Origin of the sequence: Microbacterium sp. 22303 (assembly GCF_052045265.1) — a bacterium.
In the GTDB taxonomy this organism is placed as follows: Bacteria; Actinomycetota; Actinomycetes; order Actinomycetales; family Microbacteriaceae; genus Microbacterium.
In genome coordinates, this window is record NZ_JBQEOQ010000006.1 from 44,029 (window position 1) to 67,338 (window position 23,310).

The 23,310-nt window shown below is 70.0% G+C and carries 25 protein-coding genes and 1 tRNA gene; 8 read left to right on the plus strand and 18 right to left on the minus strand.

All coding sequences use genetic code 11. The features are described 5' to 3' along the window. Positions 1 to 3: 3 nt before the first annotated feature. The 5 genes from smpB to prfB all read right to left on the minus strand — a co-directional run bounded on the left by smpB (position 4) and on the right by prfB (position 4,555). A complete protein-coding gene (gene smpB / locus ACTJI8_RS16285) occupies positions 4 to 480 on the minus strand; it encodes an SsrA-binding protein SmpB (RefSeq protein ID WP_045272294.1) in 477 nt (158 codons plus the stop codon). 51 nt (positions 481 to 531) lie between these two features. Beyond that, a complete protein-coding gene (gene ftsX, locus ACTJI8_RS16290; RefSeq protein WP_440734479.1) occupies positions 532 to 1,446 on the minus strand; it encodes a permease-like cell division protein FtsX in 915 nt (304 codons plus the stop codon). Continuing rightward, positions 1,443 to 2,438, minus strand: coding sequence for a cell division ATP-binding protein FtsE (ftsE, locus tag ACTJI8_RS16295; RefSeq protein WP_440734480.1), 996 nt, complete (start codon positions 2,436 to 2,438; stop codon positions 1,443 to 1,445). Before ftsE ends, ftsX begins: the two co-directional genes overlap by 4 nt. A gap of 276 nt (positions 2,439 to 2,714) precedes the next feature. After that, positions 2,715 to 3,347: a C40 family peptidase gene (locus ACTJI8_RS16300; RefSeq protein WP_440734481.1), complete on the minus strand. Its 633-nt coding sequence runs from the start codon at positions 3,345 to 3,347 to the stop codon at positions 2,715 to 2,717. Between the two features lie 95 nt (positions 3,348 to 3,442). Next, positions 3,443 to 4,555: a peptide chain release factor 2 gene (gene prfB, locus ACTJI8_RS16305; protein ID WP_440734482.1), complete on the minus strand. Its 1,113-nt coding sequence runs from the start codon at positions 4,553 to 4,555 to the stop codon at positions 3,443 to 3,445. 28 nt (positions 4,556 to 4,583) lie between these two features. Here prfB and ACTJI8_RS16310 point away from each other — a divergent pair, with 28 nt between their 5' ends. Both ACTJI8_RS16310 and ACTJI8_RS16315 read left to right on the plus strand, forming a co-directional pair. Then, positions 4,584 to 5,846: an MFS transporter gene (locus ACTJI8_RS16310; protein WP_440734734.1), complete on the plus strand. Its 1,263-nt coding sequence runs from the start codon at positions 4,584 to 4,586 to the stop codon at positions 5,844 to 5,846. 120 nt (positions 5,847 to 5,966) lie between these two features. Beyond that, positions 5,967 to 7,463, plus strand: coding sequence for a bifunctional phosphatase PAP2/diacylglycerol kinase family protein (locus tag ACTJI8_RS16315; RefSeq protein WP_440734483.1), 1,497 nt, complete (start codon positions 5,967 to 5,969; stop codon positions 7,461 to 7,463). 6 nt (positions 7,464 to 7,469) lie between these two features. Here ACTJI8_RS16315 and ACTJI8_RS16320 read toward each other — a convergent pair whose 3' ends face one another. From ACTJI8_RS16320 to ACTJI8_RS16355, 8 genes are all read right to left on the minus strand, one after another. After that, a complete protein-coding gene (locus ACTJI8_RS16320; RefSeq protein WP_440734484.1) occupies positions 7,470 to 7,850 on the minus strand; it encodes a hypothetical protein in 381 nt (126 codons plus the stop codon). A gap of 89 nt (positions 7,851 to 7,939) precedes the next feature. Continuing rightward, positions 7,940 to 8,374, minus strand: a complete 435-nt coding sequence (locus tag ACTJI8_RS16325) for a TadE family protein (RefSeq protein ID WP_440734485.1) — start codon at positions 8,372 to 8,374, stop codon at positions 7,940 to 7,942. A gap of 34 nt (positions 8,375 to 8,408) precedes the next feature. Then, complete coding sequence (locus ACTJI8_RS16330) at positions 8,409 to 8,822, minus strand: TadE family protein (protein WP_440734486.1); 414 nt, start codon at positions 8,820 to 8,822, stop codon at positions 8,409 to 8,411. A gap of 7 nt (positions 8,823 to 8,829) precedes the next feature. Continuing rightward, positions 8,830 to 9,027 carry a hypothetical protein gene (locus tag ACTJI8_RS16335; RefSeq protein WP_440734487.1) on the minus strand — a complete coding sequence of 66 codons (198 nt, stop codon included), beginning with the start codon at positions 9,025 to 9,027 and terminating at the stop codon, positions 8,830 to 8,832. A 38-nt stretch (positions 9,028 to 9,065) separates the two neighbouring features. Then, positions 9,066 to 9,992: a type II secretion system F family protein gene (locus tag ACTJI8_RS16340; protein WP_440734488.1), complete on the minus strand. Its 927-nt coding sequence runs from the start codon at positions 9,990 to 9,992 to the stop codon at positions 9,066 to 9,068. Further along, positions 9,989 to 10,843: a type II secretion system F family protein gene (locus ACTJI8_RS16345; protein WP_440734489.1), complete on the minus strand. Its 855-nt coding sequence runs from the start codon at positions 10,841 to 10,843 to the stop codon at positions 9,989 to 9,991. Before ACTJI8_RS16345 ends, ACTJI8_RS16340 begins: the two co-directional genes overlap by 4 nt. After that, complete coding sequence (locus ACTJI8_RS16350) at positions 10,840 to 12,015, minus strand: CpaF family protein (RefSeq protein WP_440734490.1); 1,176 nt, start codon at positions 12,013 to 12,015, stop codon at positions 10,840 to 10,842. The genes ACTJI8_RS16345 and ACTJI8_RS16350 overlap by 4 nt, the downstream gene beginning before the upstream one ends. A 78-nt stretch (positions 12,016 to 12,093) precedes the next feature. Next, on the minus strand, positions 12,094 to 12,543 hold the full coding sequence (locus tag ACTJI8_RS16355) for a MarR family winged helix-turn-helix transcriptional regulator (protein ID WP_440734491.1): 450 nt from the start codon (positions 12,541 to 12,543) through the stop codon (positions 12,094 to 12,096). A 110-nt stretch (positions 12,544 to 12,653) separates the two neighbouring features. Here ACTJI8_RS16355 and ACTJI8_RS16360 point away from each other — a divergent pair, with 110 nt between their 5' ends. The 4 genes from ACTJI8_RS16360 (at position 12,654) to ACTJI8_RS16375 (ending at position 15,736) form a co-directional block, all read left to right on the plus strand. After that, complete coding sequence (locus ACTJI8_RS16360; protein ID WP_440734492.1) at positions 12,654 to 13,865, plus strand: MFS transporter; 1,212 nt, start codon at positions 12,654 to 12,656, stop codon at positions 13,863 to 13,865. 58 nt (positions 13,866 to 13,923) lie between these two features. Continuing rightward, positions 13,924 to 14,766: an aldo/keto reductase gene (locus tag ACTJI8_RS16365; RefSeq protein WP_440734493.1), complete on the plus strand. Its 843-nt coding sequence runs from the start codon at positions 13,924 to 13,926 to the stop codon at positions 14,764 to 14,766. 48 nt (positions 14,767 to 14,814) lie between these two features. Then, positions 14,815 to 14,896, plus strand: a tRNA-Leu gene (locus ACTJI8_RS16370). A gap of 153 nt (positions 14,897 to 15,049) precedes the next feature. Continuing rightward, positions 15,050 to 15,736 (plus strand): DedA family protein, encoded by a 687-nt coding sequence (locus ACTJI8_RS16375; RefSeq protein WP_440734494.1) that lies wholly within the window; start codon positions 15,050 to 15,052, stop codon positions 15,734 to 15,736. Between the two features lie 7 nt (positions 15,737 to 15,743). Here ACTJI8_RS16375 and ku read toward each other — a convergent pair whose 3' ends face one another. Further along, complete coding sequence (ku, locus tag ACTJI8_RS16380; RefSeq protein ID WP_440734495.1) at positions 15,744 to 16,580, minus strand: non-homologous end joining protein Ku; 837 nt, start codon at positions 16,578 to 16,580, stop codon at positions 15,744 to 15,746. 46 nt (positions 16,581 to 16,626) lie between these two features. On the opposite strand from ku, the gene ligD reads away from it, so the two are divergent. Further along, a complete protein-coding gene (gene ligD / locus ACTJI8_RS16385) occupies positions 16,627 to 18,636 on the plus strand; it encodes a non-homologous end-joining DNA ligase (protein ID WP_440734496.1) in 2,010 nt (669 codons plus the stop codon). Positions 18,637 to 18,654: 18 nt separating this feature from the next. Here ligD and ACTJI8_RS16390 read toward each other — a convergent pair whose 3' ends face one another. The 4 genes from ACTJI8_RS16390 to murI all read right to left on the minus strand — a co-directional run bounded on the left by ACTJI8_RS16390 (position 18,655) and on the right by murI (position 21,920). Next, positions 18,655 to 19,587 (minus strand): cation diffusion facilitator family transporter, encoded by a 933-nt coding sequence (locus tag ACTJI8_RS16390; protein WP_440734497.1) that lies wholly within the window; start codon positions 19,585 to 19,587, stop codon positions 18,655 to 18,657. 154 nt (positions 19,588 to 19,741) lie between these two features. Further along, positions 19,742 to 20,332, minus strand: a complete 591-nt coding sequence (rdgB, locus tag ACTJI8_RS16395; protein WP_440734498.1) for an RdgB/HAM1 family non-canonical purine NTP pyrophosphatase — start codon at positions 20,330 to 20,332, stop codon at positions 19,742 to 19,744. After that, a complete protein-coding gene (gene rph / locus ACTJI8_RS16400) occupies positions 20,329 to 21,090 on the minus strand; it encodes a ribonuclease PH (protein WP_440734499.1) in 762 nt (253 codons plus the stop codon). The genes rdgB and rph overlap by 4 nt, the downstream gene beginning before the upstream one ends. Beyond that, the gene (gene murI / locus ACTJI8_RS16405) at positions 21,087 to 21,920 is read right to left on the minus strand and encodes a glutamate racemase (protein WP_440734500.1); all 834 of its coding nucleotides are present in this window, start codon (positions 21,918 to 21,920) and stop codon (positions 21,087 to 21,089) included. The genes rph and murI overlap by 4 nt, the downstream gene beginning before the upstream one ends. A gap of 64 nt (positions 21,921 to 21,984) precedes the next feature. On the opposite strand from murI, the gene ACTJI8_RS16410 reads away from it, so the two are divergent. Further along, complete coding sequence (locus tag ACTJI8_RS16410) at positions 21,985 to 23,307, plus strand: nicotinate phosphoribosyltransferase (RefSeq protein ID WP_440734501.1); 1,323 nt, start codon at positions 21,985 to 21,987, stop codon at positions 23,305 to 23,307. Positions 23,308 to 23,310 lie beyond the last annotated feature (3 nt).

Here is a 23,310-nt window from a genome sequence, read left to right on the forward strand (position 1 = left end):
CGGCTATTCCCCCAGGCGGTTGCGGCTGCGCATCGCGCGCTCCGCCTCGCGAGTGTCCTGACGCTCGCGCAGGGCCTGCCGCTTGTCGTACTCGCGCTTGCCCTTGGCGAGGGCGATCTCGACCTTGGCGCGTCCGTCGGAGAAGTACAGTCGCAGCGGGATCAATGTGTAACCGCCCGCGGAGACGGCGTGCGAGAGCTTCGCGATCTCCTCCTTGTGCAGCAGGAGCTTGCGGATCCGCTTGGCCGAGTGGTTCGTCCAGTGCCCCTGCGAGTACTCCGGGATGTGCACGGCGTCGAGGAACGCCTCGTTGCCCTTGATGAACGCATAGCCGTCCGTCAGGTTCGCACGTCCCTGGCGCAGCGACTTCACCTCGGTGCCGGTGAGCACGAGTCCCGCCTCGTACGACTTCTCGAGGTTGTAGTCGTGACGTGCGCGACGATTGGTCGCGATGACCTTCTCCCCGCGTTCCCTGGGCATGGTTGTCTCCTGGATCTGTGCCGTGCGGGCGCACGGCAGCCTGTCAGCCTATCAGGCTCGCAGCCAGCGACGTATCGCGAACCCGGCGCTGAGCGCGGCGAGGATCACTCCGATGCCGATGAGCACCGGAACCACGAGCAGTGCGTCCTGCCACCCGACCCAGGTCGTGATGAAGGCCACCCGCTTCGTGAGGTACTCCTGCACGCCGAAGTGCACGCCCAGCAGCACGGCGGCGCTCGCGAGCACCGATCCGATGACCGCGGCGAACACGCCCTCGAGCACGAACGGCGTCTGGATGAACCTGTTCGAGGCGCCGACGAGCCGCATGATCCCGATCTCCCGCCGTCTCGCATACGCCGACAACCGGATCGTCGTGCCGATCAGCAGCACGGCGGCGATGAGCATCAGCACGGCGATCCCGACGGCGATGTACGTCGCGACGGTGAGCGCATTGAAGAGCGGATCCAGATACTCCAGCTGATCCTTCACCTCGTCCACGCCCTTGATGCCGCTGAAGGCCTCGGCGATGACGGCGGACTGAGTCTGGTCCTTCAGGTTCACCTTGAACACCGCGTTGACCTGGTCGGCGGTGAGCACACCGGCGTAGTCCTTGCCGACGAGCTTCAGGGTCTCCTGGTAGGCCTCGTCCGCGGTCTGGAAGCTGCTCTTGGCGATGAGCGGCTTGAGCGTGTCACCGTCGAGCTCGGCCTGCACGGCCTTGATCTGGTCCTCGGTCGCGGTGCCGCCGATGCAGCCCGGCGACGTCGACACTGACGAGCACATGTAGATCGCGACCTGGGCTCGGTCCTGCCAGTACGCGCGCATCGTGCCGATCTGCGCCTGCATCAGGATCGCAGCGCCCACGAAGGTGAGCGAGACGAAGGTGACCAGCACGACCGAGATGACCATGGAGGCGTTGCGGCGCAGGCCCGTGAGCGCCTCGCCGAGGATGAGTCCGAACCTCATGACGTCGGGCCCACTTCCTCGTCGTCGCCGGTATCGAGTCCGAGCCGGTCGGCGACCCCGAGTTCGGCGAGGTCGACGGTCGGCACGGTGATGGGGCGCGTCGCAGGCCGCGCATCGTCCGACGGTTTGACCGTCGGCTGCTGAGGCGCGGACGCCGAGGCGGGAGTCTCGTCGCGGGCCGCGGAGGGGGCCGGAACCGGATCCACGATCGCGGCCTCGGTCTCGCGGTGCACCTCGCGCACGGTCTGCAGTGCGGCCGTGGCCGCGGCCCCGCGGATCGCCTCGGGCGTCAGGCGCGGCACGTTCGAGGTGTCGCCGTACCCGCCGCCGACCTCGTCGCGCACCATCTCACCGTCGCGCAGCTCGATCACGCGGCGCTGCATCTGGTCGACGAAAGCGGCCTCGTGCGTGGCCATGACCACGGTGGTGCCGCCGGCGTTGATCCGTGCGAGCAGCTGCATGATGTCGACTGAGGTCCCAGGGTCGAGGTTTCCGGTCGGCTCGTCGGCGAGCACGATCTGCGGACGGTTCACGATGGCGCGGGCGATGGCCACGCGCTGCTGCTCGCCTCCGGACAGCTCGTGCGGCAGGCGCTTCTCCTTGCCGCTCAGGCCGACGAGGGCCAGCGCCTCGGGCACCGCCTGCTGGATGAAGCCGCGGGAGGCGCCGGTCACCTGGAGCGTGAATGCGACGTTCTGGTAGACGGTCTTGGAGGGCAGCAGGCGGAAGTCCTGGAAGACGGATCCGATGCTGCGCCGGAAATAGGGGACCTTGCGGTTCGCGATGGACTTCAGGTCGCGTCCGAGCACGGCGACGCGGCCGGACGTGGGCGACTCCTCGCGGAGGATCAGCTGGAGACAGGAGCTCTTCCCGGATCCCGACGCGCCGACGAGGAAGACGAACTCGCCTCGCTGCACCTCGAAATCGACCCCGGAGAGCGCGGGACGCTTGGTGCCGCGATAGCGCTTGGTGACGTTCTCGAATCGGATCATGGCGAATCGAGCCTAAGCGGGCGGCGCGCCCAGTCCGCGAGCGACACCCCACCGCGGCGGGTTCCCCGCTATGAGGTGGCTGGGATCGTCAGGACGGCTCGTTGCCGATGACGAATGCGAGGAACGTCACGATCGCACCGAGCAGCGCCAGCCCCGCTGCCGTCACGCCGACCGCACGCCATGCCCTGGTCTCGCTCATCCCGCGCACCTCCTCTGCCGCCCTGGAGAGCCTTCGATTCTACTGCCGTCGGCGGGGCGGCCACCAGGAGCTCGCGTTCAGAGCCGGATGAAGATCGGCGGACCGGAGCTCGCCCACGGGGCGTGGTGCTCGACGTAGCGACCCCAGTCGGGCGAGTCGATGATGCCGCCGGCGCCGTCCCAGATGCCGATGTGCCGTCCGGGCCACCAGACCAGGTCGCCCGCTCGCGCCTCGTCGGCCGAGATCACGGTGCCGAGCGCAGCCTGGTTGTCGGCGCCGCGGGGCAGGCTGACGCCGAAGTGCCCGAACACGTACTGCACGAGTCCGTCGCAGCCGAAGGAGTCGCTCGGGTCGGCGCCCCAGCCGTAGGGCACGACGCCGACGAACGTCTGGGCGTACGCGACGATCGCCTCGCCGGAGTAGTTCTGCGGCGCCGCAGCCGCCGGGGTCGCGGATGCGGCGGCGGGCGCCGGATCCGGTGCGACGACCGGTGCCGGCGGCGTGTACAGCACGTCGAAGCTGGCTCGGCTCGCGCTGGGCTCCAGCGCTGCGGAGGCGACCGTGTAGGTCTGCGGGGCCACGACGAGCGACACCGTGTGCGCCGCGGGCGCGGGCGCTCCCGGCGAGAAGGCGTACGCCGCCGTCGCCGCCACCGGGACGATCAGGGCCGCGATCGCGCAGCCGGCTGCCGTCTTCCGTGTCACAGTCATCGGGATTCTCCGTGTCACAGTCATCGGGTCACCACCCTACGACAATCACGGCCGCGGCACCCTGGAAAGTCCCTGAGCCGTCGGGCGACGGACGATCAGTCGTCGTCGTCCTTGCGCTTGCGCCACCGGATCCCCGCGGAGATGAAGCCGTCCAGGTCGCCGTCGAACACCGTCGCGGGGTTGCCGGACTCGTGGCCGGTGCGCAGATCCTTCACGAGCTGCTGGCCGTAGAGGAAGTAGGAGCGCATCTGGTCGCCCCAGCTCGCGGTGATGTTGCCGGCGAGCTCCTTCTTCTTGGCCGCCTCCTCCTCCTTCTGCAGCAGCAGCAGGCGGGTCTGCAGCACGCGCATGGCGGCAGCGCGGTTCTGGATCTGCGACTTCTCGTTCTGCATCGAGACGACGATGCCGGTCGGGAGGTGCGTGATGCGCACGGCGGAGTCGGTCGTGTTGACCGACTGGCCACCGGGTCCCGACGAGCGGAACACGTCGACGCGGATGTCGCCCTCGGGGATGTCGACCTCGGTCGCCTCCTCCATGAGCGGGATGACCTCGACGGCCGCGAAGGACGTCTGGCGCTTGTCGGCGGATCCGAATGGGCTGATCCGGGCGAGGCGGTGCGTGCCGGCCTCGACCGAGAGCGTGCCGAACGCGTAGGGGGCGTCGACCTCGAACGTCGTGGACTTGATGCCCGCCCCCTCGGCGTAGGACGTGTCCATGACCTTGACGGGGAACTTGTGGCGCTCGGCGTAGCGCAGGTACATGCGCAGCAGCATCTCGGCGAAGTCGGTGGCGTCGTCGCCGCCGGCGCCGGAGCGGATCGTGATGATCGCGGCGCGCTCGTCGTACTCGCCGTCCAGCAGGGTCTGCACCTCGAGCTGGTTCACGGTCTCGGTGAGCGAGGCGAGTTCGGCGCGCGCCTCGGCGGCGGAGTCCTCGTCCTCCATCTCGTTGGCGAGTTCGACGAGCACCTCGAGGTCGTCGAGGCGCTGCTCGACCTCGGTGACGCGCTTGAGCTCGGACTGGCGGTGGCTGAGTGCGCTCGTCACCTTCTGCGCCTTCTCGGGATCGTCCCAGAGGTCGGGCGCGCCCGCTTCCTCACTGAGGCGTTCGATGTCGGCGCGGAGTCCCTCGACGTCGGCGACCTCGCGGATGTCGCCGAAGGTCTGACGGAGGGCCGCGATTTCGGCGGAGAGATCAAGTTCGAGCATGGCGGTACCAGACTACCGTGGAGCTGTGATGGTTCGAGCGTCGGCTGTGCTGTGGAAGTTCGGCCCGATGGTGTACCTGCCGACGCTGCTGTTCTCGCTCGGCGAGGGCGCGGTCCTGCCGCTCATCCCGGTGATCGCCGCGAGCCGTGGGGCGACGCTCGCCTCCGCCGGCCTCATCGCCTCGGCGCTCGTGGTCGGCCAGCTGTGCGGCAACATCCCCGCGGGGTGGCTGGTCGCGAAGGTCGGCGAGCGGGTCACGATGGTGGTCGCGGGTGCCCTCTCCCTCATCGGCGTGGTCGCAGGGGCACTGGCGCCGAGCCTTGTCGTGTTCACCGTCGCGGTGTTCGTGGTCGGGATGTCGGCGGCGGCCTTCGGGCTCGCCCGGCACGCGTTCATGACCACACGGGTGCCGGTCGAGTTCCGCGCCCGCGCGCTTTCGCTGCTCGGCGGATCCTTCCGCGCCGGGATGTTCGTGGGCCCATTCCTCGCGGCCGCGCTGCTCGCACTGTTCCACACCGAGAACGCTGCGCTGTGGTTCTTCGCGGTCCTGCTGGTCGCACTGATCCTGCTCGTGCTGTTCGGACCGGATCCGGAGGCGCAGGCGCAGTCGTCCGCGGCGGAGCACGGGAGCCCCGTCGAGGACACCGGCGAAGCCGTCAGCGGGTCGATCCCCACCATCGAGCGCGCGGGGGTGTTCCGCACGATGTGGCGCAACCGCGGCGTGCTGGGGCGCCTGGGACTCGCCGCGGCGAGTCTGTCGGCCGTGCGCTCCGCCCGCCAGGTGGTGCTGCCGCTGTGGGGCGTCTCGATCGGGCTGGACGCCTCCTCGATCGCGCTGGTGGTCGGCGTGTCCGGCGCGATCGACTTCGCCCTGTTCTACGCGAGCGGTCAGGTCATGGACCGGTTCGGCCGGCTCTGGGCGGCGCTGCCCGCGATGGTGCTGATGGGCGCGGGCTTCCTCGTGCTCTCGCTCACGCACGATACGACGACGAACGTGCTCTGGTTCGGCATGATCGCGGCCGTGCTGGGCGTGGGGAACGGATTGTCCAGCGGCATCCTGCTGACCCTCGGGGCCGATGTCGCTCCACAGTCGGAGCCGGCGGCGTTCCTCGGCTCCTGGCGCACGCTCACCGACGCCGGCGGGGCGATCGCTCCCCTACTGTTCTCGGGCATCGCGGCGATCAGCTCCCTCGCGATCGGCGCCGCAGCCATGGGCGCGATCGGCGTGCTGGGCGCGGTCGGGTTCCTGCGTTGGATCCCCCGGTTCGTGCCGCGGCGCACAACGCCGTAGACCCACCGCAGACGATCATCGCTCGGCACGGCCGATCCCCTATCACGTCCTCCGCCCTGACGCAGCCCGCCCTCCGCTTCCGCGTCGCATCACTAACGTGGAGAGCGAGGGAGGTGCCCGATGGCACGCAGAATGCACAGGAGCGGGATCCGCGCCGCGGCCTCGGGGGTCCGCGAGCAGGTGCATGCCCTGGACACTGCCGTCTTCTCCGCCGTCGCGACGACACCGAGCCCGGTCATGGACCGGTGGATGCCGAGGCTCACGAATGCGGCGGACCACGCCGCGCTCTGGCTCCTGATCGCCGGCGGGCTGTACCTGACCGGCCGCAGTCGTGCCCGCCGCGGAGCGCTGCGCGGCGTCGTGACTCTCGGCGCGACGAGCCTCATCGCGAACCAGCTCGCCAAACGCCTGCACCACCGAGAGCGCCCGATCCGCGCGCTCGTCCCGATCGGCAGGCTCTCCCGCAGGACTCCGCTCTCCTCATCGTTTCCCAGCGGGCATTCCGCGAGTGCGGCGGCCTTCGCCGCGGGTGTCTCCGCCGAACTCCCTGTAGCGAGCGTCCCGCTGCACGTGCTCGCCGGGCTCGTCGGCTTCTCCCGCGTCGCTACGGGAGCGCACTACCCGTCCGATGTGGCTGCCGGGCTCGTCCTGGGCAGCACGGTGGCGGCGATCGGACGTCGTCTCGTACCTCCCGTGCCGCCGCCTGCCGTGTCGGAACCGCGAGAGCTCGACCAACTGCCGCCTCGCCCTCGCGGCCGAGGAGTGACCCTGGTCGTCAATCCTGCGTCGCACAGCGGGCGGGGCGCGACGCTCTCCAGAAGTCTCCGTCGGGTCCTGCCGGAGATGCGGATCGTCGAGCTGAAAGAGAGCGACGATGTCGATGCGGTGATGCGCGCAGCGGCGGCCAAGGCTGACGTGCTGGCCGTCGCCGGCGGGGACGGAACCGTGGCGGCGGCCGCGCATGCCGCCGTCGAGAGGGGCGTGCCCTTGGCGGTGTTCCCGGCCGGCACCTTCAACCACTTCGCCCGGACCATCGGCGCTGATCGGGCGAAACGCACAGTCCAGGCGATCAGGCGGGGCACCGCCGACAAGGTGGACGTCGCCTACCTGAACGACAGGATCTTCCTCAACACGGCGAGCGTAGGTGCCTACACGGACTTCGTGCGCATCCGCGAGGGCCTGGAGAAGCGGATCGGGAAGCCGTTGGCGGCGCTCGTCGCCGGGTGGCGGACGATGAAGAAGGATCGCACGGTCTCCATCACTGTCGACGGCACGACCCGGGATTCGAGTCTGCTGTTCATCGGCAACGGTCAGTACGAACCGCACGGGTTCGCCCCGAGTGCGCGCGAAGATCTCCAGGACGGGCTGCTCGACGTCCGGATCCTCGACGTGTCGAACCGCTGGTCGCGCTTCGTGGTCCTGCTCGCGACACTTACCGGTCAGCTGGAACGGGTGAAGCAGTATCACGAGGTCGCGGCCCCCGAACTCGAGATCACCCTCCCGAAGGGGCCGGAGCGCATCACCCGCGACGGCGAGGTCGGCGAGGCGAGCGAGGTGCTGCGGGTGAAGGCTGTGCGGCGGGCGCTGACGGTCTATCGCGTGCGGACCGACGGCTGAGGGTCGCTACTCGAGCGCGGTGCGGCTGGTGCCGGTGGACTGGATCGTGAGCATCCTCGGCACGAAGTCGCTGAGCAGCGGAGGGGCCCAGGACGCACGCACCGTCACGCGGGCCGAGAGCCCGTCGGGGCTGCCGGCCGAGACGAGCTCAGTGCCGTCGTCGATGATCCCGATCACGGCGCGCGCCTGGTCGGCGATCTCCATGTCGTCGAGCTCGGCGCGGATCGCTTCGCCGTCGATCTGCACCCGGAAGCCGTCGGCTCCGGCGAGCGCCGCGGCGTCGGCCACGGAGTCCAGGCGCTTCTGCGCGATGTAGAGATCCGTCGCGCACACGCACACGTAGATCAGCGCGATCGCGAGGACGAGGTAGCCGAGGATGAGCGGCATCGTGCTTCCTCGCTCGTCGTCGAGCAGCGGTGTGTGTGGTTCGCCGAAGTCGCGGCATCGAGCGGCTCGGAACCTGCTCTGTGCCGCGCTCATCCGCCGGTCCAGGTGCGCGAGACCTTGTACGCCGAAGACGCCTGCACCGGCACGCTGCCGACGCGATCGAGTCCGAACACGGGCGGCACGAACGGAAGCGCGACCTTCGCGGTGACCGTGACCACGACGGTCGCACCGGCCGACGGACACTCCGCGCCGAGCGGCGCGCACTGGATGTCGACGTCGACGGTGGCCGGATCCATCCCGTACTCCTCGATCGCGGACTGCAGCGCGGCGTCGGCACGGGCGCTCGCATCGGCACCATCCATCACCGCGCTCATCGTGCGGGCCGTGTGCCGCGCCGCCGACTCGACGCCGAGCATCTGAGACTGGATCGCGCCGAGCGCGAGCACGAGATAGACCAGCGGCACCAGCAGGATCACCCCGAGACCGATGAACTCGAGCGCTGCGGATCCGGTCTCGTCCGACATCCCGCCGCCGGGGGCGGGCCGATCGCTGAGGACATCAGCGCTCGGTGAACGACTCCACGGGAGCACGGCCGGTCACCTCCAACCCCGACGGCACCCCGAGCAGGCCGATGAGCGGCAGCGTCGTCCGCACGGTGATCTCCATGGTCGGCACGCCCAGTGCGGCCGTCTCGTGCACGGTCACGTCCTTCGCGTAGTCGGCACCGACGGCACGCCCGATCACGAGCACAGTGCGCTGCACGCCCTCGCCGGGCTCGGTGTCGGCGAGAGCCGCGACGTGCGCGCCCTCGACAGCCGCGTCGTGCACGACGTTGCGCACGTAGACCGCCAATGCGAACTGCAGCACGCCGAGCGTGAGCGCCGTCAGCAGCGCACCGACGAGCACGAACTCGACCGGGCTGGACCCTCGGTCGTCTTCGAGCACGTCGCTCAGCCGCCGCACGCCGCCCATGGTCGGGTCAGAGTCCGCTCACGCGCGCGATCGCCTGCTCGAACAGGTTGGTGAGGGCGGGTCCGGCGACGGCCCAGATCAACACCACCAAGCCGGCCGTCATGAGCGTGATCAGCACCCATCCGGGGACGTCACCACGTTCCGGATCGTCGAGGTCATCGAAGAGGGGCGGCTCGAGCCAAGCGGAGGTGCGATCGCTGAACATGTGGGTTCCTTTCGTGGAGGCCGAAGCAGGAAGCGCGGTCAGCCGATGCCGAGCCGCAGGATGAACACGCCGGGAAACACGGCGAACAGGACGGAGAGCGGCAGGATCAGGAACACCAGCGGGAGCAGCATGAGGATCTCCTTGCGTCCGGCCTGTTCGATCAGGCCGCGCTTGGTCTCCTCGCGGGCGTCCGACGCCTGCGCCTGCAGCACCGCCGCCAGCGGGGCTCCCCGCTCGAGTGCGGCGATGATCTGATCCACGGCGCGTGTCAGCGGGGGGATCTGCAGCCGCTGCGCGCAGTCGCCGAGCGCATCGGCGAGAGACGATCCGGTGTTCACCGCGAGAATCACGCCGCGCAGCTCCCCGCTGAGCTCGCCGGATCCGGCCTGCCCGACCCGGCGCAGCGCATCCGGCAAGCCCTCCCCTGCGGACAGACACAGGGCGAGGAACTCCAGCACCGTCGGCAGCTCCTCGGTGAGCCGCCCGACGCGCGCCTTCGCCCGGGCGCCGAGCAGTACATCGCAGGCGACGCCCGCCGTGATCGCGGCGAGTACGGGCAGCAGCGCGACCGGCGCGGACATGCGTCCGGCGATCACGAGCGCGACTGTGGCCGCAGCACCGACGCCCAGTCCGACGAGAACCCAGACCAGCTGGCGACTGCGGAAGGCGCCGGGTCCGCCCGGCAAGCCCGCCTGCGTCATCCGCAAAGCGACCCCGGCGTCGCCGCCGCCGAACAATCCGAACGCGCCCTTGACACGCGCGGCCCAGGATCCGCCGGCCGGCATCCGCCACGGCAGGCGCTCGGCCGGATCCGTGAGATCGGTGACATCGCGGACGTGCGGGGCGATGCGGGTGCTGAGGTTCGCCCAGCGCCAGCGCGGGAAGGCGGCCAGGACGAGCAGCAGACCCGCGGCCAGCAGCCCGCCGAGCAGCACGGCGACGGCGGCATCCGACAGCGCGCTCATCGGAACCATCTCCGCGGCTCCGGCAGCCGGCCGATGCGCAGCATGACCCGGAAGGCGACGAACGACACTGCGGCGCCGCCCAGGATGAGCGCCACGCCCTCGGGACTGGAGTACGCCTCGACTCCCTCGGGACGCAGCAGGAGCAGGGCCAGGATCACCCACGGCGCGATCGCGCCGAGCACGGCCGCGCCACGAATCCAGGACTGCCGCGCCTCCACCTCGGCACGCAGCGCGGCCTCCGCCCGCACGGAGCTCGAGAGCGCCCGCAGCACGCTGCTGAGCTCGGTGCCGCCGACCTCCCGTGCCATGCGCAGCGTCTCCACGATCCGATCCCCGACCGGATCCGCGAGCGCCTCCTTGAGCTTCACCGCCGCCGCGTCGAACCGCCCCGTCGCATGCAGATCGCGCGCGAACGCGGCGAACGCCGGGCGGAGCGGAGCAGGCGCAGCCTCCTCCAAGCCGGCGACCGCGTCGGGCAACGGCATGCCGACCCTGATCGACGCGATCAGCAGATCGCACACATCGGGCCACAGTCCGCGCCGCAGCCGCAGCAGCCGCTGTCGCCGCGACCGCAGGAACACCAGCGGTATCACGGCCCCCGCCACCGCGATCACGAGCGCGAACGCCGCGGTCGCCGTCGTCAGCCACGCCACCGAACCCGCGACGAGACCACCCGCGACCATGCTCACCCCGAGCACACGCGCATCCGCGCGGAAACCGGCCTCGCGCAGCAGCCGGGTCGCCGCTCCGGTGCGAGGAGTGCGCACCACGCGTCTCCCGGCGGGCCACAGCCACGGTGACGCCGCCAGAACCATGCCCGCGGCGAGCAGCGCTCCCATCAGCACCGTCATGCGACGTCCCCCTCGGCGACCATGCGCGAACCGGAATACCGGGCCGACTCCGCATGCAGCACCCGGTGGGTGATGCGCCCGTCCACATCGACGCCGAGCGGCTCGATCACCTCGGCGACGAGCCGGCTTCCATCGGACTCCCGACGGCAGTGCACGACGAGATCGACCGATGCGGCGAGCGCCGGCGCGATGAACGCGCGATCGATGTTGCGGCCGGCGAGCAGCGGCAGCATGGTCAGCTTGTCCAACGCCTCCGCCGCCGAGTTCGCGTGCACCGTCGCCGCACCGGGGATGCCGGTGTTCAACGCGAGCACGAGGTCGAGCGCTTCGGCATCGCGCACCTCGCCGACCACGAGCCGATCCGGCCGCATGCGCAGCGCCTCTTTGACGAGACGGCGCAGCGTGATCTCACCCGTTCCCTCGAGGCTCGCCTGACGCCCCTGCAGTGCCACGAGATCCGGTGCCTGCACGCCCAGCTCGAAGGTCTCCTCCACCGTGATCACGCGCTGCTCGGCGCATTCGGCGACCAGGGCCGCCAACAGCGTGGTCTTACCCGCATGCGTCGGCCCCGATACGACGACGCTGCGCCCTGCGCGCATGGCGTCGGAGAGCATCGCCGCGACCGGAGTGGGCACCATCCCCTGCGCGACCAGCGACTCCAGACTCCGATACCGCGGCACGAACTTCCTGATGTTCACCGCCCACGAGCCCCGCACCACATCCGCGATCGCGACGTGCAGACGGGAGCCATCCGGAAGGGACGCATCCACGAACGGCTGCCCGATGTCCACACGCCGGCCCGTGGAGTGCAGCATGCGCTCCACGACATCGCGCAGCTGCGCCTCGGTCAGCGTGACCGGCACACGCTCACTGCGCCCCTCTCGGGCGATGAAAACGCGGGAGGGGCCGTTCAGCCAGATCTCCTCGATCGTGTCATCCTCGAGCAGCGGCTGCAGCGGACCGTATCCGGCAACCCCCGCGAGGATGTCCCTCACGCACGCCGCCTCGTCGTCGATCGTGGCCGTGCCGCGAGCCAGCGCCTGATCGTTGTGACGGCGCACCTCGAACTGGGCGATCCGCCGCGCCTCATCCGGATGGACCGAAGGATCCGTCCGCTCGGCACGCAGCCGGGCGCGCACCCTCTCGGTGACGGCAGCGGTCGACAGGCTCACCCCCGCATCGTCGCAGGAACCGAGGGCCGGCCTCGGAAGTTATCCACAGACCCGCCCCTGCACGGCGCGGGAGGTATGTCAGCCGACGCGCGCGACGTCGTGCAGAGCTTCCACCATCGGCAGCAGCTCCGGCTGCTCGGCCGCATCGGCGAGCACCCGCTCCAGCGTCTCGTCATGCACCGGACGTGCGCGCTCGTACAGCTTCTGCCCGCTCGGGGTGAGCTCGGTGTAGATCCCGCGACGGTCGTCGGCGCAGAGAATCCGGATGAGCAGCCCCCGGTCCTCGAGCCGGTTCACCAACCGGGTGGTCGCGCTCGGGCTGAGCGCTGCGGCACGGGCCAGCTGCTGCATGCGCATGTGCCAGCCGTCCTGCCGGCTCAGCGCCTCCAGCACGGTGTACTCGACCACGGAGAGCCCTGCCTCGGTCGACAGCGCACGCTCCAGCTCGGCCTCGATCATGGCGTGCAGAGCGGCCATCGTGCGCCATCCGCGGGCGCGGATCTCGACGGCGTCATCGGCGATGCCCATGGATCCTCCAAAAGTAGTTGCTTGCGCTTTCTATTTGCACGTGCAAGTATTGTGGTCACCGACGCAAAAACCCGCGTCTGCAACTATCTCACTGTATCAGGAGTTCCCCCATGCCTCTCGGCCTGATCGCCCTCGCCCTCGGCGCCTTCGGAATCGGCCTCACCGAATTCGTCATCATGGGCCTGCTGCCCGAGGTGGCCGCCGACTTCGGCGTCACCGAGGCCGCCGCCGGATGGCTCATCTCCGGCTACGCGCTGAGCGTCGTGGTCGGCGCGCTGTTCCTGACCGCCGCCACCACTCGCCTTCCGCGCAAGCCCGTGCTGCTCGGCCTCATCGTGCTCTTCATCATCGGCAACGCGGTCACCGCGCTCGCCCCGGGCTACGGCCTCGCCATGGTGGGCCGCATCATCGCCGCGCTCACGCACGGGGCGTTCTTCGGCATCGGATCGGTTCTGGCCGCCTCGCTCGTCCCCGCCGCGAAGAAGGCGGGCGCGATCGCGATCATGTTCACCGGCCTCACCGCGGCCAACGTGCTCGGCGTCCCGTTCGGCACCTTCCTCGGCCAGCAGCTGGGCTGGCGCGCCACGTTCTCGGCGATCGCGATCATCGGGGTCGTCGCGTTCGTGGGGATCGCCCTGCTCGTGCCGGCGACGCACGACATCCCGCCCACCCGCCTGCGCGACGAGCTCGGCGCCTTCCGCTCCGGCCAGGTGTGGCTCTCGCTCGTCGTGACCGTGCTCGCGTACGGCGGCATGTTCGGCGCGTTCACCTACATCGCCTACACGCTCACCGAGGTCAGCGGTTTCGCCTCCACGATGGTGCCGTGGCTGCTCGTGCTGTTCGGCGTGGGCCTCTTCCTCGGCAACTGGGCCGGTGGCAAGGCAGCGGACCGATCCATCGACGTGACGCTCATCGTCTTCGTCGCGGCCCTCATCGTCGTGCTCGTCGGATTCGCGCTCTTCGCGTCGAGCGGTCCGGCCGCCGTCGTCGCTCTCTTCCTCATGGGCGGGTTCGGATTCGGCACCGTGCCCGGGCTGCAGTCCCGGATCATGGGATACGCGTCGTCGGCCCCGACGCTCGCATCCGGCGCGAACATCGGCGCGTTCAACGTGGGCAACGCGCTCGGGGCCTGGGCCGGCGGCGTCGGCATCGCCGCGGGCCTCGGATACACCTCCCCCATCTGGATCGGCGCCGGCATCACCGCACTCGCTCTCGTCGTGATGGTGATCGCCGCGCTCACCGCTCGTCGCGGCACCGCGCGTCCAGGCGCAGCGCACACTCCGACGACCACGACTCCGGTCCCCGCGGGGGTGGCGCGCTGATCCCCGGCTCCGCCCCCGACGACACCCTCTTCGCAACACGCACAGAAGGACGAACGACATGACCGTTCCCACCATCACCCCGAACACCACCATCACGCTGAACAACGGCGTGGCCATGCCCCAGCTGGGCTTCGGGGTCTTCCAGGTCTCGGACGACGAGACGACGGCCGCCGTCGCGACTGCGCTGCGGACCGGATACCGCAGCATCGACACCGCGGCGATCTACGGCAACGAGCGCGGCGTCGGCCGCGCGATCGCCGAGTCCGGCATCGCCCGCGACGAGCTCTTCGTCACCTCGAAGGCGTGGAACGCCGAGCAGGGGTACGACGCGACCCTGCGCGCGTACGATGAGAGCCTCGAGAAGCTGGGCCTGGACGCCCTCGACCTCTACCTGATCCACTGGCCCGAGCTCGGCGACGGCGACTACGCCGGCACCTGGCGCGGACTGGAGGCGCTCTACGCCGAGGGCCGGGTGCGCGCGATCGGCGTCTCCAACTTCGAGCCCGTGCACCTCGCGCGGATCCTCGAGACCGGATCCGTCGTCCCCGCGGTCAACCAGGTGGAGCTGCACCCCGCGTTCCAGAACCGCGCGGTGATCGCCGCGGACGCCGCCGCCGGCGTGACCACGGAGGCCTGGAGCCCGCTCGCCCAGGGCGCGGTGCTGCAGGATCCGGCCATCACGGCCATCGCCGCCCGGTACGGCCGCACTCCGGCCCAGGTGGTGCTGCGCTGGCACCTGCAGCAGGACCGCGTGGTCATCCCGAAGTCGGTGACGCCGAGCCGCATCGCGGAGAACTTCGACGTGTTCGGCTTCGACCTCGACGCCACCGAGCTCGCGGCGATCGACGCCCTCGACCGCGATGGCCGCACGGGACCGCACCCGCACGAGTTCCACGGCTGATCAGCAGCAGAGGCGAGTGGATCCGGCCTCAGTAGACTGGATCCACTCGCGGGAGTGGTGAAATTGGCAGACACGCAGGATTTAGGTTCCTGTGCCTCCGGGCGTGTGGGTTCAAGTCCCACCTTCCGCACGACATCGCTGGTGGAATGACCCGAGGTCACCCCACCAGCGCCGATTCCGCGCGTCGCTCTCCCAGCCGAGCGAGACCTGCCCGCTCTAGACTTCACAGAAGCCGGCATCTCGGCGAACACTCCAGCGACGACTCCACGGACGGGAATCACCTGTGCACCACGCCGCCCTCATCCCCTGGCTCGACCCGAACGTCATCATCAACGGCGCCGGCCCTTGGGCGCTCGCTGTGGTGCTGTTCATCATCTTCGCCGAGACAGGTCTGCTCATCGGGTTCCTGCTTCCGGGCGACACGCTGTTGATCATCTCGGGTCTGCTGACCCACACCAACCACGTCTTCGGGCTGGACATCTGGGCGGTCGGCCTGCTGATCGCACTGGCGGCGTTCCTGGGCGGCGAGGTCGGCTATCTGATCGGCCACAAGGGCGGCCCTGCGGTCTTCGAGCGCAAGGAGTCCGGTCTGTTCAGCCGGAAGAACGTCGAGCGCACGAACCACTTCTTCGAGCGCTTCGGCGGTCTCACGGTGATCCTGGCGCGCTTCGTGCCGGTCGTGCGCACCTTCGCGCCCGTCGCCGCCGGCGTCGGGCACATGCCGTGGCGCAAGTACAGCCTGTACAACCTCATCGGCGCCCTGATCTGGGGCTTCGGCCTCACCTACGTCGGCTTCCTGATCGCCTACATCCCCTGGATCGCCGACCTCGTGACGAAGTACATCGACGTGATCCTGCTCGGCGTCGTCGCGCTCACGCTCGCCGTCACCGCCTGGCACTACTTCAACGAGCGCCGCAAGGCGAAGAAGGAGTCCGCCGCGGGGATCCCGGCCGTCGAGCCGGAGATCTGAGCCGGGCTCAACCGACGTCGCGAGCGGCTCCGTCCGCATCGCCCTTCTCGGAGGCCGCCGCACGCGCGGCCTTCGACTTCTCGACGCTCGCCCGCAGCGCCTCCATGAGGTCGATGACCTCGCCACCCTTCTCGGCGGGCGCGAACGTCTCCTCGGTCTCGAACGCCTCCCCCTTCTCGATCTTGGCGTCGATGAGCGTGCGCAGTTCGACCTGGTACTCGTCGACGAACGCGTTCGGGTCGAAGTCGGTGGAGAAGCCCTCGACGAGCGACGCCGACAGTTCGAGCTCCTTGTCGGAGACCGTGACCTCCTCCTGCAGGATGGGGAAGTCGGCTTCGCGCACCTCATCGGCCCAGAGCAGCGTCTGCAGCACGAGCACATCGCCGCGCACGCGCAGGGCCGCGAGCCGGGTCTTCTGACGCAGGGTGAAACGCACGATCGCGGTGCGGTCCGTGGCCTCCAGGGTCTTGCGCAGCAGCACATAGGCCTTGGGCGACTTGGAATCCGGCTCCAGGTAGTACGCCTTGTCGAGGGTGAGCAGATCCACCTGGTCCGACGGCACGAACTCCACGACGTCGATCTCCCGGCTGCGCTCGGCGGGCAGCGACTCCAGGTCCTCCTTGGTCAGCACCACGGTCTGCGACTCGTCCTGGTAAGCCCGGTCGATCTCCGAGTAGGCGACGGTCTGTCCGCAGATCTCGCACACCCTCTTGTACCGGATCCGCCCGCCGTCCGCGTCGTGCACCTGGTGCAGCGAGACGTCGTGGTCCTCCGTCGCCGAGTACACCTTGACCGGCACGTTGACCAAGCCGAAGGTGAGCGAGCCCTTCCAGATCGTCCTCATGGCACCAGTACACACCACTCCCGCAGCAGCGGGATAGCCTGACGACATGGCAGACGGCCCGCAGTTCGCGCGCATCGGCGAGCGTCGTCTGCGTGTGACGAACCTCGACAAGGTCGTGTACCCGGTCACCGGCACCACCAAGGGCGAGGTGATCGACTACTACGCGCGGATCGCCCCGCAGCTGCTGCCGGTCCTCGCCGGACGCCCCGTCACGCGCAAACGCTGGGTGGAGGGCGTCGGCACCGCGGAGGATCCGCAGGGATCCTTCTTCGCCAAGCAGCTCGAACCGGGCGCCCCCGGGTGGATCCCGCGCCAGGAGATCCCGCACTCCGGCGGTGCGAAGGACTATCCGCTCGTCGACGAGGTCGCCACGCTCGTCTGGATGGCGCAGGTCGCTGCGATCGAGCTGCACATCCCGCAGTGGCGCTTCGCTCCCGACGGCGGGCGCGGCAACCCGGATCGCCTCGTACTCGACCTGGATCCGGGGCCGGGCGTCACGCTCGCGCAGTGCGCCGAGGTGGCGCTCATCGCACGCGGCATCCTCGACGGCATGGGTATGGATCCGGTGCCCGTCACAAGCGGCAGCAAGGGCATCCACCTCTACGCGCACCTGCCCGGCGACCGCACGAGCGAGGAGATCTCCGCTTTCGCGCACGCCCTCGCCCGGGCGATCGAGACGGATCGCCCGGATCTCGTGACGAGCGTGATGACGAAGACCCTGCGCGCAGGCAAGGTGTTCCTCGACTGGAGCCAGAACAACGGCAAGAAGACGACGATCGCGCCCTACTCACTGCGCGGCCGCCCTCAGCCGTGGGTCGCCGCCCCCCGCACCTGGGAGGAGCTGGAGGCTCCGGATCTCCGGCAGCTGCGGTTCGACGAGGTGCTCGAGCGGGCGGAGAGCGGGCTGGATCCGTTCACGGTGATCACGCAGAATCATCCGCCGACGGCCGACACCCCGCTCCCCGTGCGTCGGCAGGATCGGCGACCGGTCGAGAAAGCCCGCACGCGCGTCGCCTCCTCGACGGGACCGGCTGCCGGCGGGACGGCCACCGCTCCAGAAGCCTCCTCCGTCCCTCCGGCGGATGATCCGGTCCCCGGCTACTCCCCCATGCTCGCCGACCACGGCACACCGGGCACGGCCCGCGGACTGGGCTGGGCCGAGATCAAGTGGGACGGGATCCGCGCGATCGGCACCTGGTCGGACGGCCGGTTCCGGCTACGAGCGCGCAGCGGCACCGACATCACCGACCGCTATCCCGAGCTCACCGCCGACGGCGCACCCCGATTCCCCGTGGGCGAAGCCGTCGTCGACGGGGAGATCGTCGCTCTGGACGCCGCGGGCCGACCGAGCTTCCACCGCCTTCAGGATCGGATGCACCTCACCCGGGCACGCGAGATCGAGCGCGAGGTCATCCGCACGCCGGTGCGCTACCACCTGTTCGATCTGCTCCGCCTGGAGGGGCACGACCTCACCGCCCTGCCGTTGCGCGACCGCCGGGAGCTGCTGGAGCAGATCGCCGCCGACCTGCCCGCGCCGGTGCTCGTGCCGCCGGTGTTCGACGACGTCGATGCGGCCCTGGCCACGAGCGCCGCGCTCGATCTGGAGGGCGTGGTCGTGAAGGACCCTGCGTCGGCATACGCCCCGGGTGCGCGCTCACCGCGGTGGCTGAAGATCAAGCTCACCCGCGCGCAGGAGGTCGTGATCGTCGGCATCCGCCCCGGCAAGGGCGACCGCACCGGGCGCATCGGGTCGCTGCTGCTCGCGATCCCCGACCCCGCGCTGCCCTCGGGCCTGCGCTACGTGGGCAGGGTGGGCACCGGCTTCACGGATCGCATGCTGCAGGAGCTGGGCACGCGGCTGGACGCGCTGCGCACGTCGGCGCCGGCCGTGGACGGCGTCCCCGTCGCCGATGCGTCCGACGCGCTGTGGGTGCGTCCGGAGATCGTCGGAGAGGTCGAGTTCGCGAACTGGACCGACGACGGCGTGCTGAGGCACTCGCGCTGGCGCGGCCTGCGTCCGGACAAGTCGCCGGGCGAGGTGGTCGTCGAGTCCTGACCGGTCGCGAAAGGGCCGTCAGGCGTGCACGGCCTCGCAGTCGCCCACGTTGCCCGAACCAGACGCATCGGGCTCGATCTGGAACGTGGAGTGCTCGACGTCGAAGTGCTCGGCGAGGCAGGACTGCATCTGCACGAGGAGGGCCGACGCTCCTCCGCCGACGAGCAGCGCGGGCTGCACCGACACATGCGCGGTGAAGACGGGCGCACCGCGGGTGAGCTGCCAGACGTGCACATCGTGCACCCCGGTGACGCCAGGGTAGTCGAGCAGGTGCTGGCGGATCTCGCTCACGGCCGTGCCCTTCGGCGCCGACTCGGCGAGCACCGAGAACACCTCGCGCAGCAGCGAGACCGCCCGAGGGATGATCATCGCGGCGATCACGAGGGAGGCGATCGCGTCGGCGAGCATCCAGCCCGTCGTGATGATGACGATCGCGGCGACGATCACCATCGCGGATCCGATCAGATCCCCCATCACCTCCAGGTACGCGCCGCGCACGTTGATGCTCTCCCGCTGCGCCGCGCTGAGCAGCCACATCGAGATCGCGTTCGCGACGAGGCCGACGGCGGCCACGATGAGCATGAGCGTTCCGGCGACCTCGACCTGGGTCGGGTGCAGGAGCCGTGTGACGCCCTCGAAGGCGACCCACGCCGACAGCAGGATCAGGATGATCGCGTTGATGAGCGCTCCGAACACCTCGGCGCGCTGGTAGCCGAACGTGCGCCGATCGTCGGCGGGACGGGCCGCGACCGCGCTCGCGATGAGCGCGATGACCAGGGCGGATGCGTCCGTGAACATGTGCGCCGCGTCGGCGAGCAGCGCGAGGGATCCGCTGAGGATCGCACCGACCACCTGCACGAGCATGATGACGCAGGTCAGCGTCAGCGAGATCGCGAGCAGCCGTCGATGGCCTGCGGAGCGGATCCCGGTAGCGGGTGCGTGATCGTGCATACCTCCAGGGTAGAGCCGGGATCCCCCGGTCGGAGGGGTTTTCGCCTAGTCGGGAATGGGGATGATTCTCAGTTGCGCGGGCGGTCGGGCGCGGCTCCACGCCGCCGACGCTACCCGCGGGTCGCGACGGCGTCCACGGTCGGGTTCGCGGTGGTCAGAGTTCCGCGAGCAGCGGCACCAGGGCGACGAAGGCGCGGGCGCGGTGCGACTGAGCCTGCTTCTCCTCCGCCGTGAACTCACCGACCGTACGCTCGGCGCCGCTCTGCCCCTCGGGCACGAAGACGGGGTCGTAGCCGAAGCCGCCGGCGCCGACGGCCGCGTGCGCGAGCCGGCCCGGCCATTCGCCGCGGACCGTCCACTCGCGTCCATCCGGCAGCACCAGCGCGATGACGCTGACGTAGTGCGCGGCACGGTGCGGATCCGCGATGTCGCGGAGCTGATCCAGCAGCAGTTCCCGGTTCGCGATGTCGTCCTTCTGCTGCCCCGCCCAGTAGGCGGAGAAGACTCCGGGCGAACCACCCAGCACGTCCACCGCGATGCCGGAGTCGTCGGCGAGCGCGGGCAGGCCCGTGTGCGCGGCGGCCGCACGGGCCTTGATCAGGGCGTTGTCCTCGAAGGTCACGCCGTCCTCGACGGGCTCGGGCCCGTCGTAGCCGACAACCTCGAGATCGGGCCGGGTGGCCGCGACGATCCCGCCGAACTCGGTGACCTTGTGGGCGTTGTGCGTCGCGAGGACGATCCTCACGCCCGCTCCTCCGCGAGGGCTGCGAGTTGGCGGTCACGCAGATCCGCACAGCCGTTCACGCCGAGCTCGAGCAGTGTGTCGAGCTCGCGCTTGTCGAAGGGCGCACCCTCGGCCGTGCCCTGCACCTCGACGAACAGTCCGCGCCCGGTCACGACGACGTTCATGTCGGTCTCGGCGCGCACGTCCTCGACGTAGGCCAGGTCGAGCATGGGCTCGCCGTCGATGATGCCGACCGACACCGCGGCGACGGAATCGTGCAGCACCTGGGCCTTCTGTCCGATGAACTTCTTGCGCCGTCCCCACTCGATCGCATCGGCGAGGGCGACGTACGCCCCGGTGATCGCCGCGGTGCGGGTGCCCCCGTCGGCCTGCAGCACGTCGCAGTCGATCACGATCGTGTTCTCGCCGAGAGCCTTGGTGTCGACGACGGCACGGAGTGCCCTGCCGATCAGGCGCGAGATCTCGTGCGTGCGCCCGCCGATGCGGCCCTTCACGCTCTCCCGGTCGTTGCGCTCGTTCGTGGCCCGCGGCAGCATCGCGTACTCGGCCGTGACCCAGCCCTTGCCCTTGCCGGTGAGCCAGCGCGGCACGCCGTTCGTGAACGACGCCGTGCACAGCACCTTCGTGTTGCCGAAGCTGATCAGGGCGGATCCCTCCGCCTGAGCGCTCCAGCCGCGTTCGATCGTGATGGGGCGGAGCTGGTCGACGGTGCGGCCGTCCTTGCGGATGGTGGCGTCGTCAGAACGGGACGTGGTCATGGGATCTCCTTGAGGTGGGGAAGGTCGATGACGCCGGTCTGCACGAGCCGGACGCCCCGCACCTCCTGGCCCATCAGGCGGTTGGCGAGAGCGGTGAAGTCGTCGGCGGAGGCTCCGGTCGCCTCATACACGTAACTGGGGTGCGCATCGGCGGGGGCGAGCAGGTCGCCGCGGACGAGTTGGCGGTACACGTCGCCCGCGGTCTCATCGTCGCTGGAGACGAGCGAGACCCCCTCCCCCATGACGTAGCCGATCGCACCACGGAGGAACGGGTAGTGCGTGCAGCCGAGCACGAGGGTGTCCACGTCAGCGTCGCGCAGCGGCGCCAGGTACTCCTCGGCGACCCGGAGAACTTCCGGGGTGTCGGTGATGCCCGCCTCGACGAATTCGACGAACCGGGGGCAGGCGGCGGTGAACACCGCGAGGTTCTCATTCACCTCGAGCATGTCCTGATAGGCGCGGGATCCGATCGTGCCGACGGTGCCGATCACGCCGATCCGACCATTGCGCGTGGTCGAGATCGCCCGGCGCACGGCCGGGCCGATCACCTCGACGACGGGCAGGTCGTAGCGCTCGCGGGCGTCTCGCAGCATCGCCGAGGACGCCGTATTGCAGGCGATCACGAGCATCTTCACACCCTGGTCGACGAGCGTGTCGAGCACCTCGAGCGCATAGCGGCGCACGTCGGCGATGGGCTTCGGCCCGTAGGGCGAGTGCGCGGTGTCGCCGATGTAGACGAAGGATTCCCGGGGCAGCTGCGCCCTGATCGCCCGGGCGACGGTGAGACCGCCGACCCCGGAGTCGAAGATCCCGATCGGCGCGTCGTTCATGATGCTCCAGCCTAGTCGCCGGATCCGCGCGGTCCCGTGCGGTGTGCGTCCTATGCTGTCGATCATGACCGCGTCCAGCGCCCTCAAGACCGATCGCTACGAGCTCACGATGCTGGAGGCCGCGCTGCGCGACGGCACCGCCGCGCGGCAGAGCGTGTTCGAGCTGTTCTCACGACGACTGTCCGGGGGGCGCCGATTCGGCGTGGTCGCCGGCACCGGCCGCCTGCTCTCGCTGCTGCGCGACTTCCGCTTCGGCGACGACGAGCTGCGCTACCTGCGCGACGCGAAGGTCGTCGACGCCGACGCTCTGCGCTACCTCGAGAGCTACCGGTTCACCGGGACGATCCGCGGCTACCGCGAGGGCGAGCTGTACTTCCCCGGATCCCCCATCCTCACCGTCGAGGGCACCTTCGCCGACGCCGTGATCCTGGAGACCCTGGCGCTCAGCGTGCTCAACCACGACTCGGCGGTCGCCACGGCGGCAAGCCGCATGAGCATCGCCGCCGGAGAGCGCCCCCTCGCCGAGATGGGGTCGCGCCGCGCGGCTGAGGATTCTGCGGTCGCCGCAGCCCGCGCCGCATTCATCGCCGGTTTCGGCGCGACGAGCAACCTCGAGGCGGGGCGCACCTGGGGCATCCCCACGATGGGTACCGCGGCGCACTCGTGGACGCTGCTGCACGACAGCGAGGAGGACGCGTTCCGAGCGCAGATCGCGGCGCTCGGCACCGGCACCACACTGCTCGTGGACACTTACGACATCCGCCAGGGCGTGGAGACGGCCATCCGCGTGGCGGGCACCGGGCTGGGCGGGGTGCGCATCGATTCCGGCGACCTGCCCATCATGGCCGCCGAAGTACGCGCGCAGCTCGACGAGCTCGGCGCGACCGAGACGAAGATCACCGTGACCAGCGACCTCGACGAGTACGCGATCGCCGCCCTCGCCGCGTCGCCGGTGGATGCCTACGGCGTGGGTACCTCGGTGGTCACAGGATCCGGCTACCCCACCGCGAGCATGGTCTACAAGCTCGTGGCGCGGCAGGGATCCGACGGCGGCTGGGTCGCCGTGGCCAAGGCATCGGCGGACAAAGCCTCGAAGGGCGGGCGCAAGGCGGCGTTCCGGATCCTCGCGGACGGCGTCGCGCAGTCGGAGACCGTGCTCGTCGCCGACGGTTTCGAGGAGCTCGGAGCTGGGGAGCACCCCGACGGGCGAGCGCTTCAGGTGACCCTCGTCGAGGCTGGTGAGATCGACTCGGCCTTCGAGGGCCCGGCCGGCACGGTCGCCGCGCGGGAGCACCACCTCAGGGTGCGCGAGGAACTGCCGGTGCGCGCCCTCGCGCTCAGCAAGTCGGATCCGGCGATCCCGACCGAGTTCGTCGACGTGGCCTGAGAG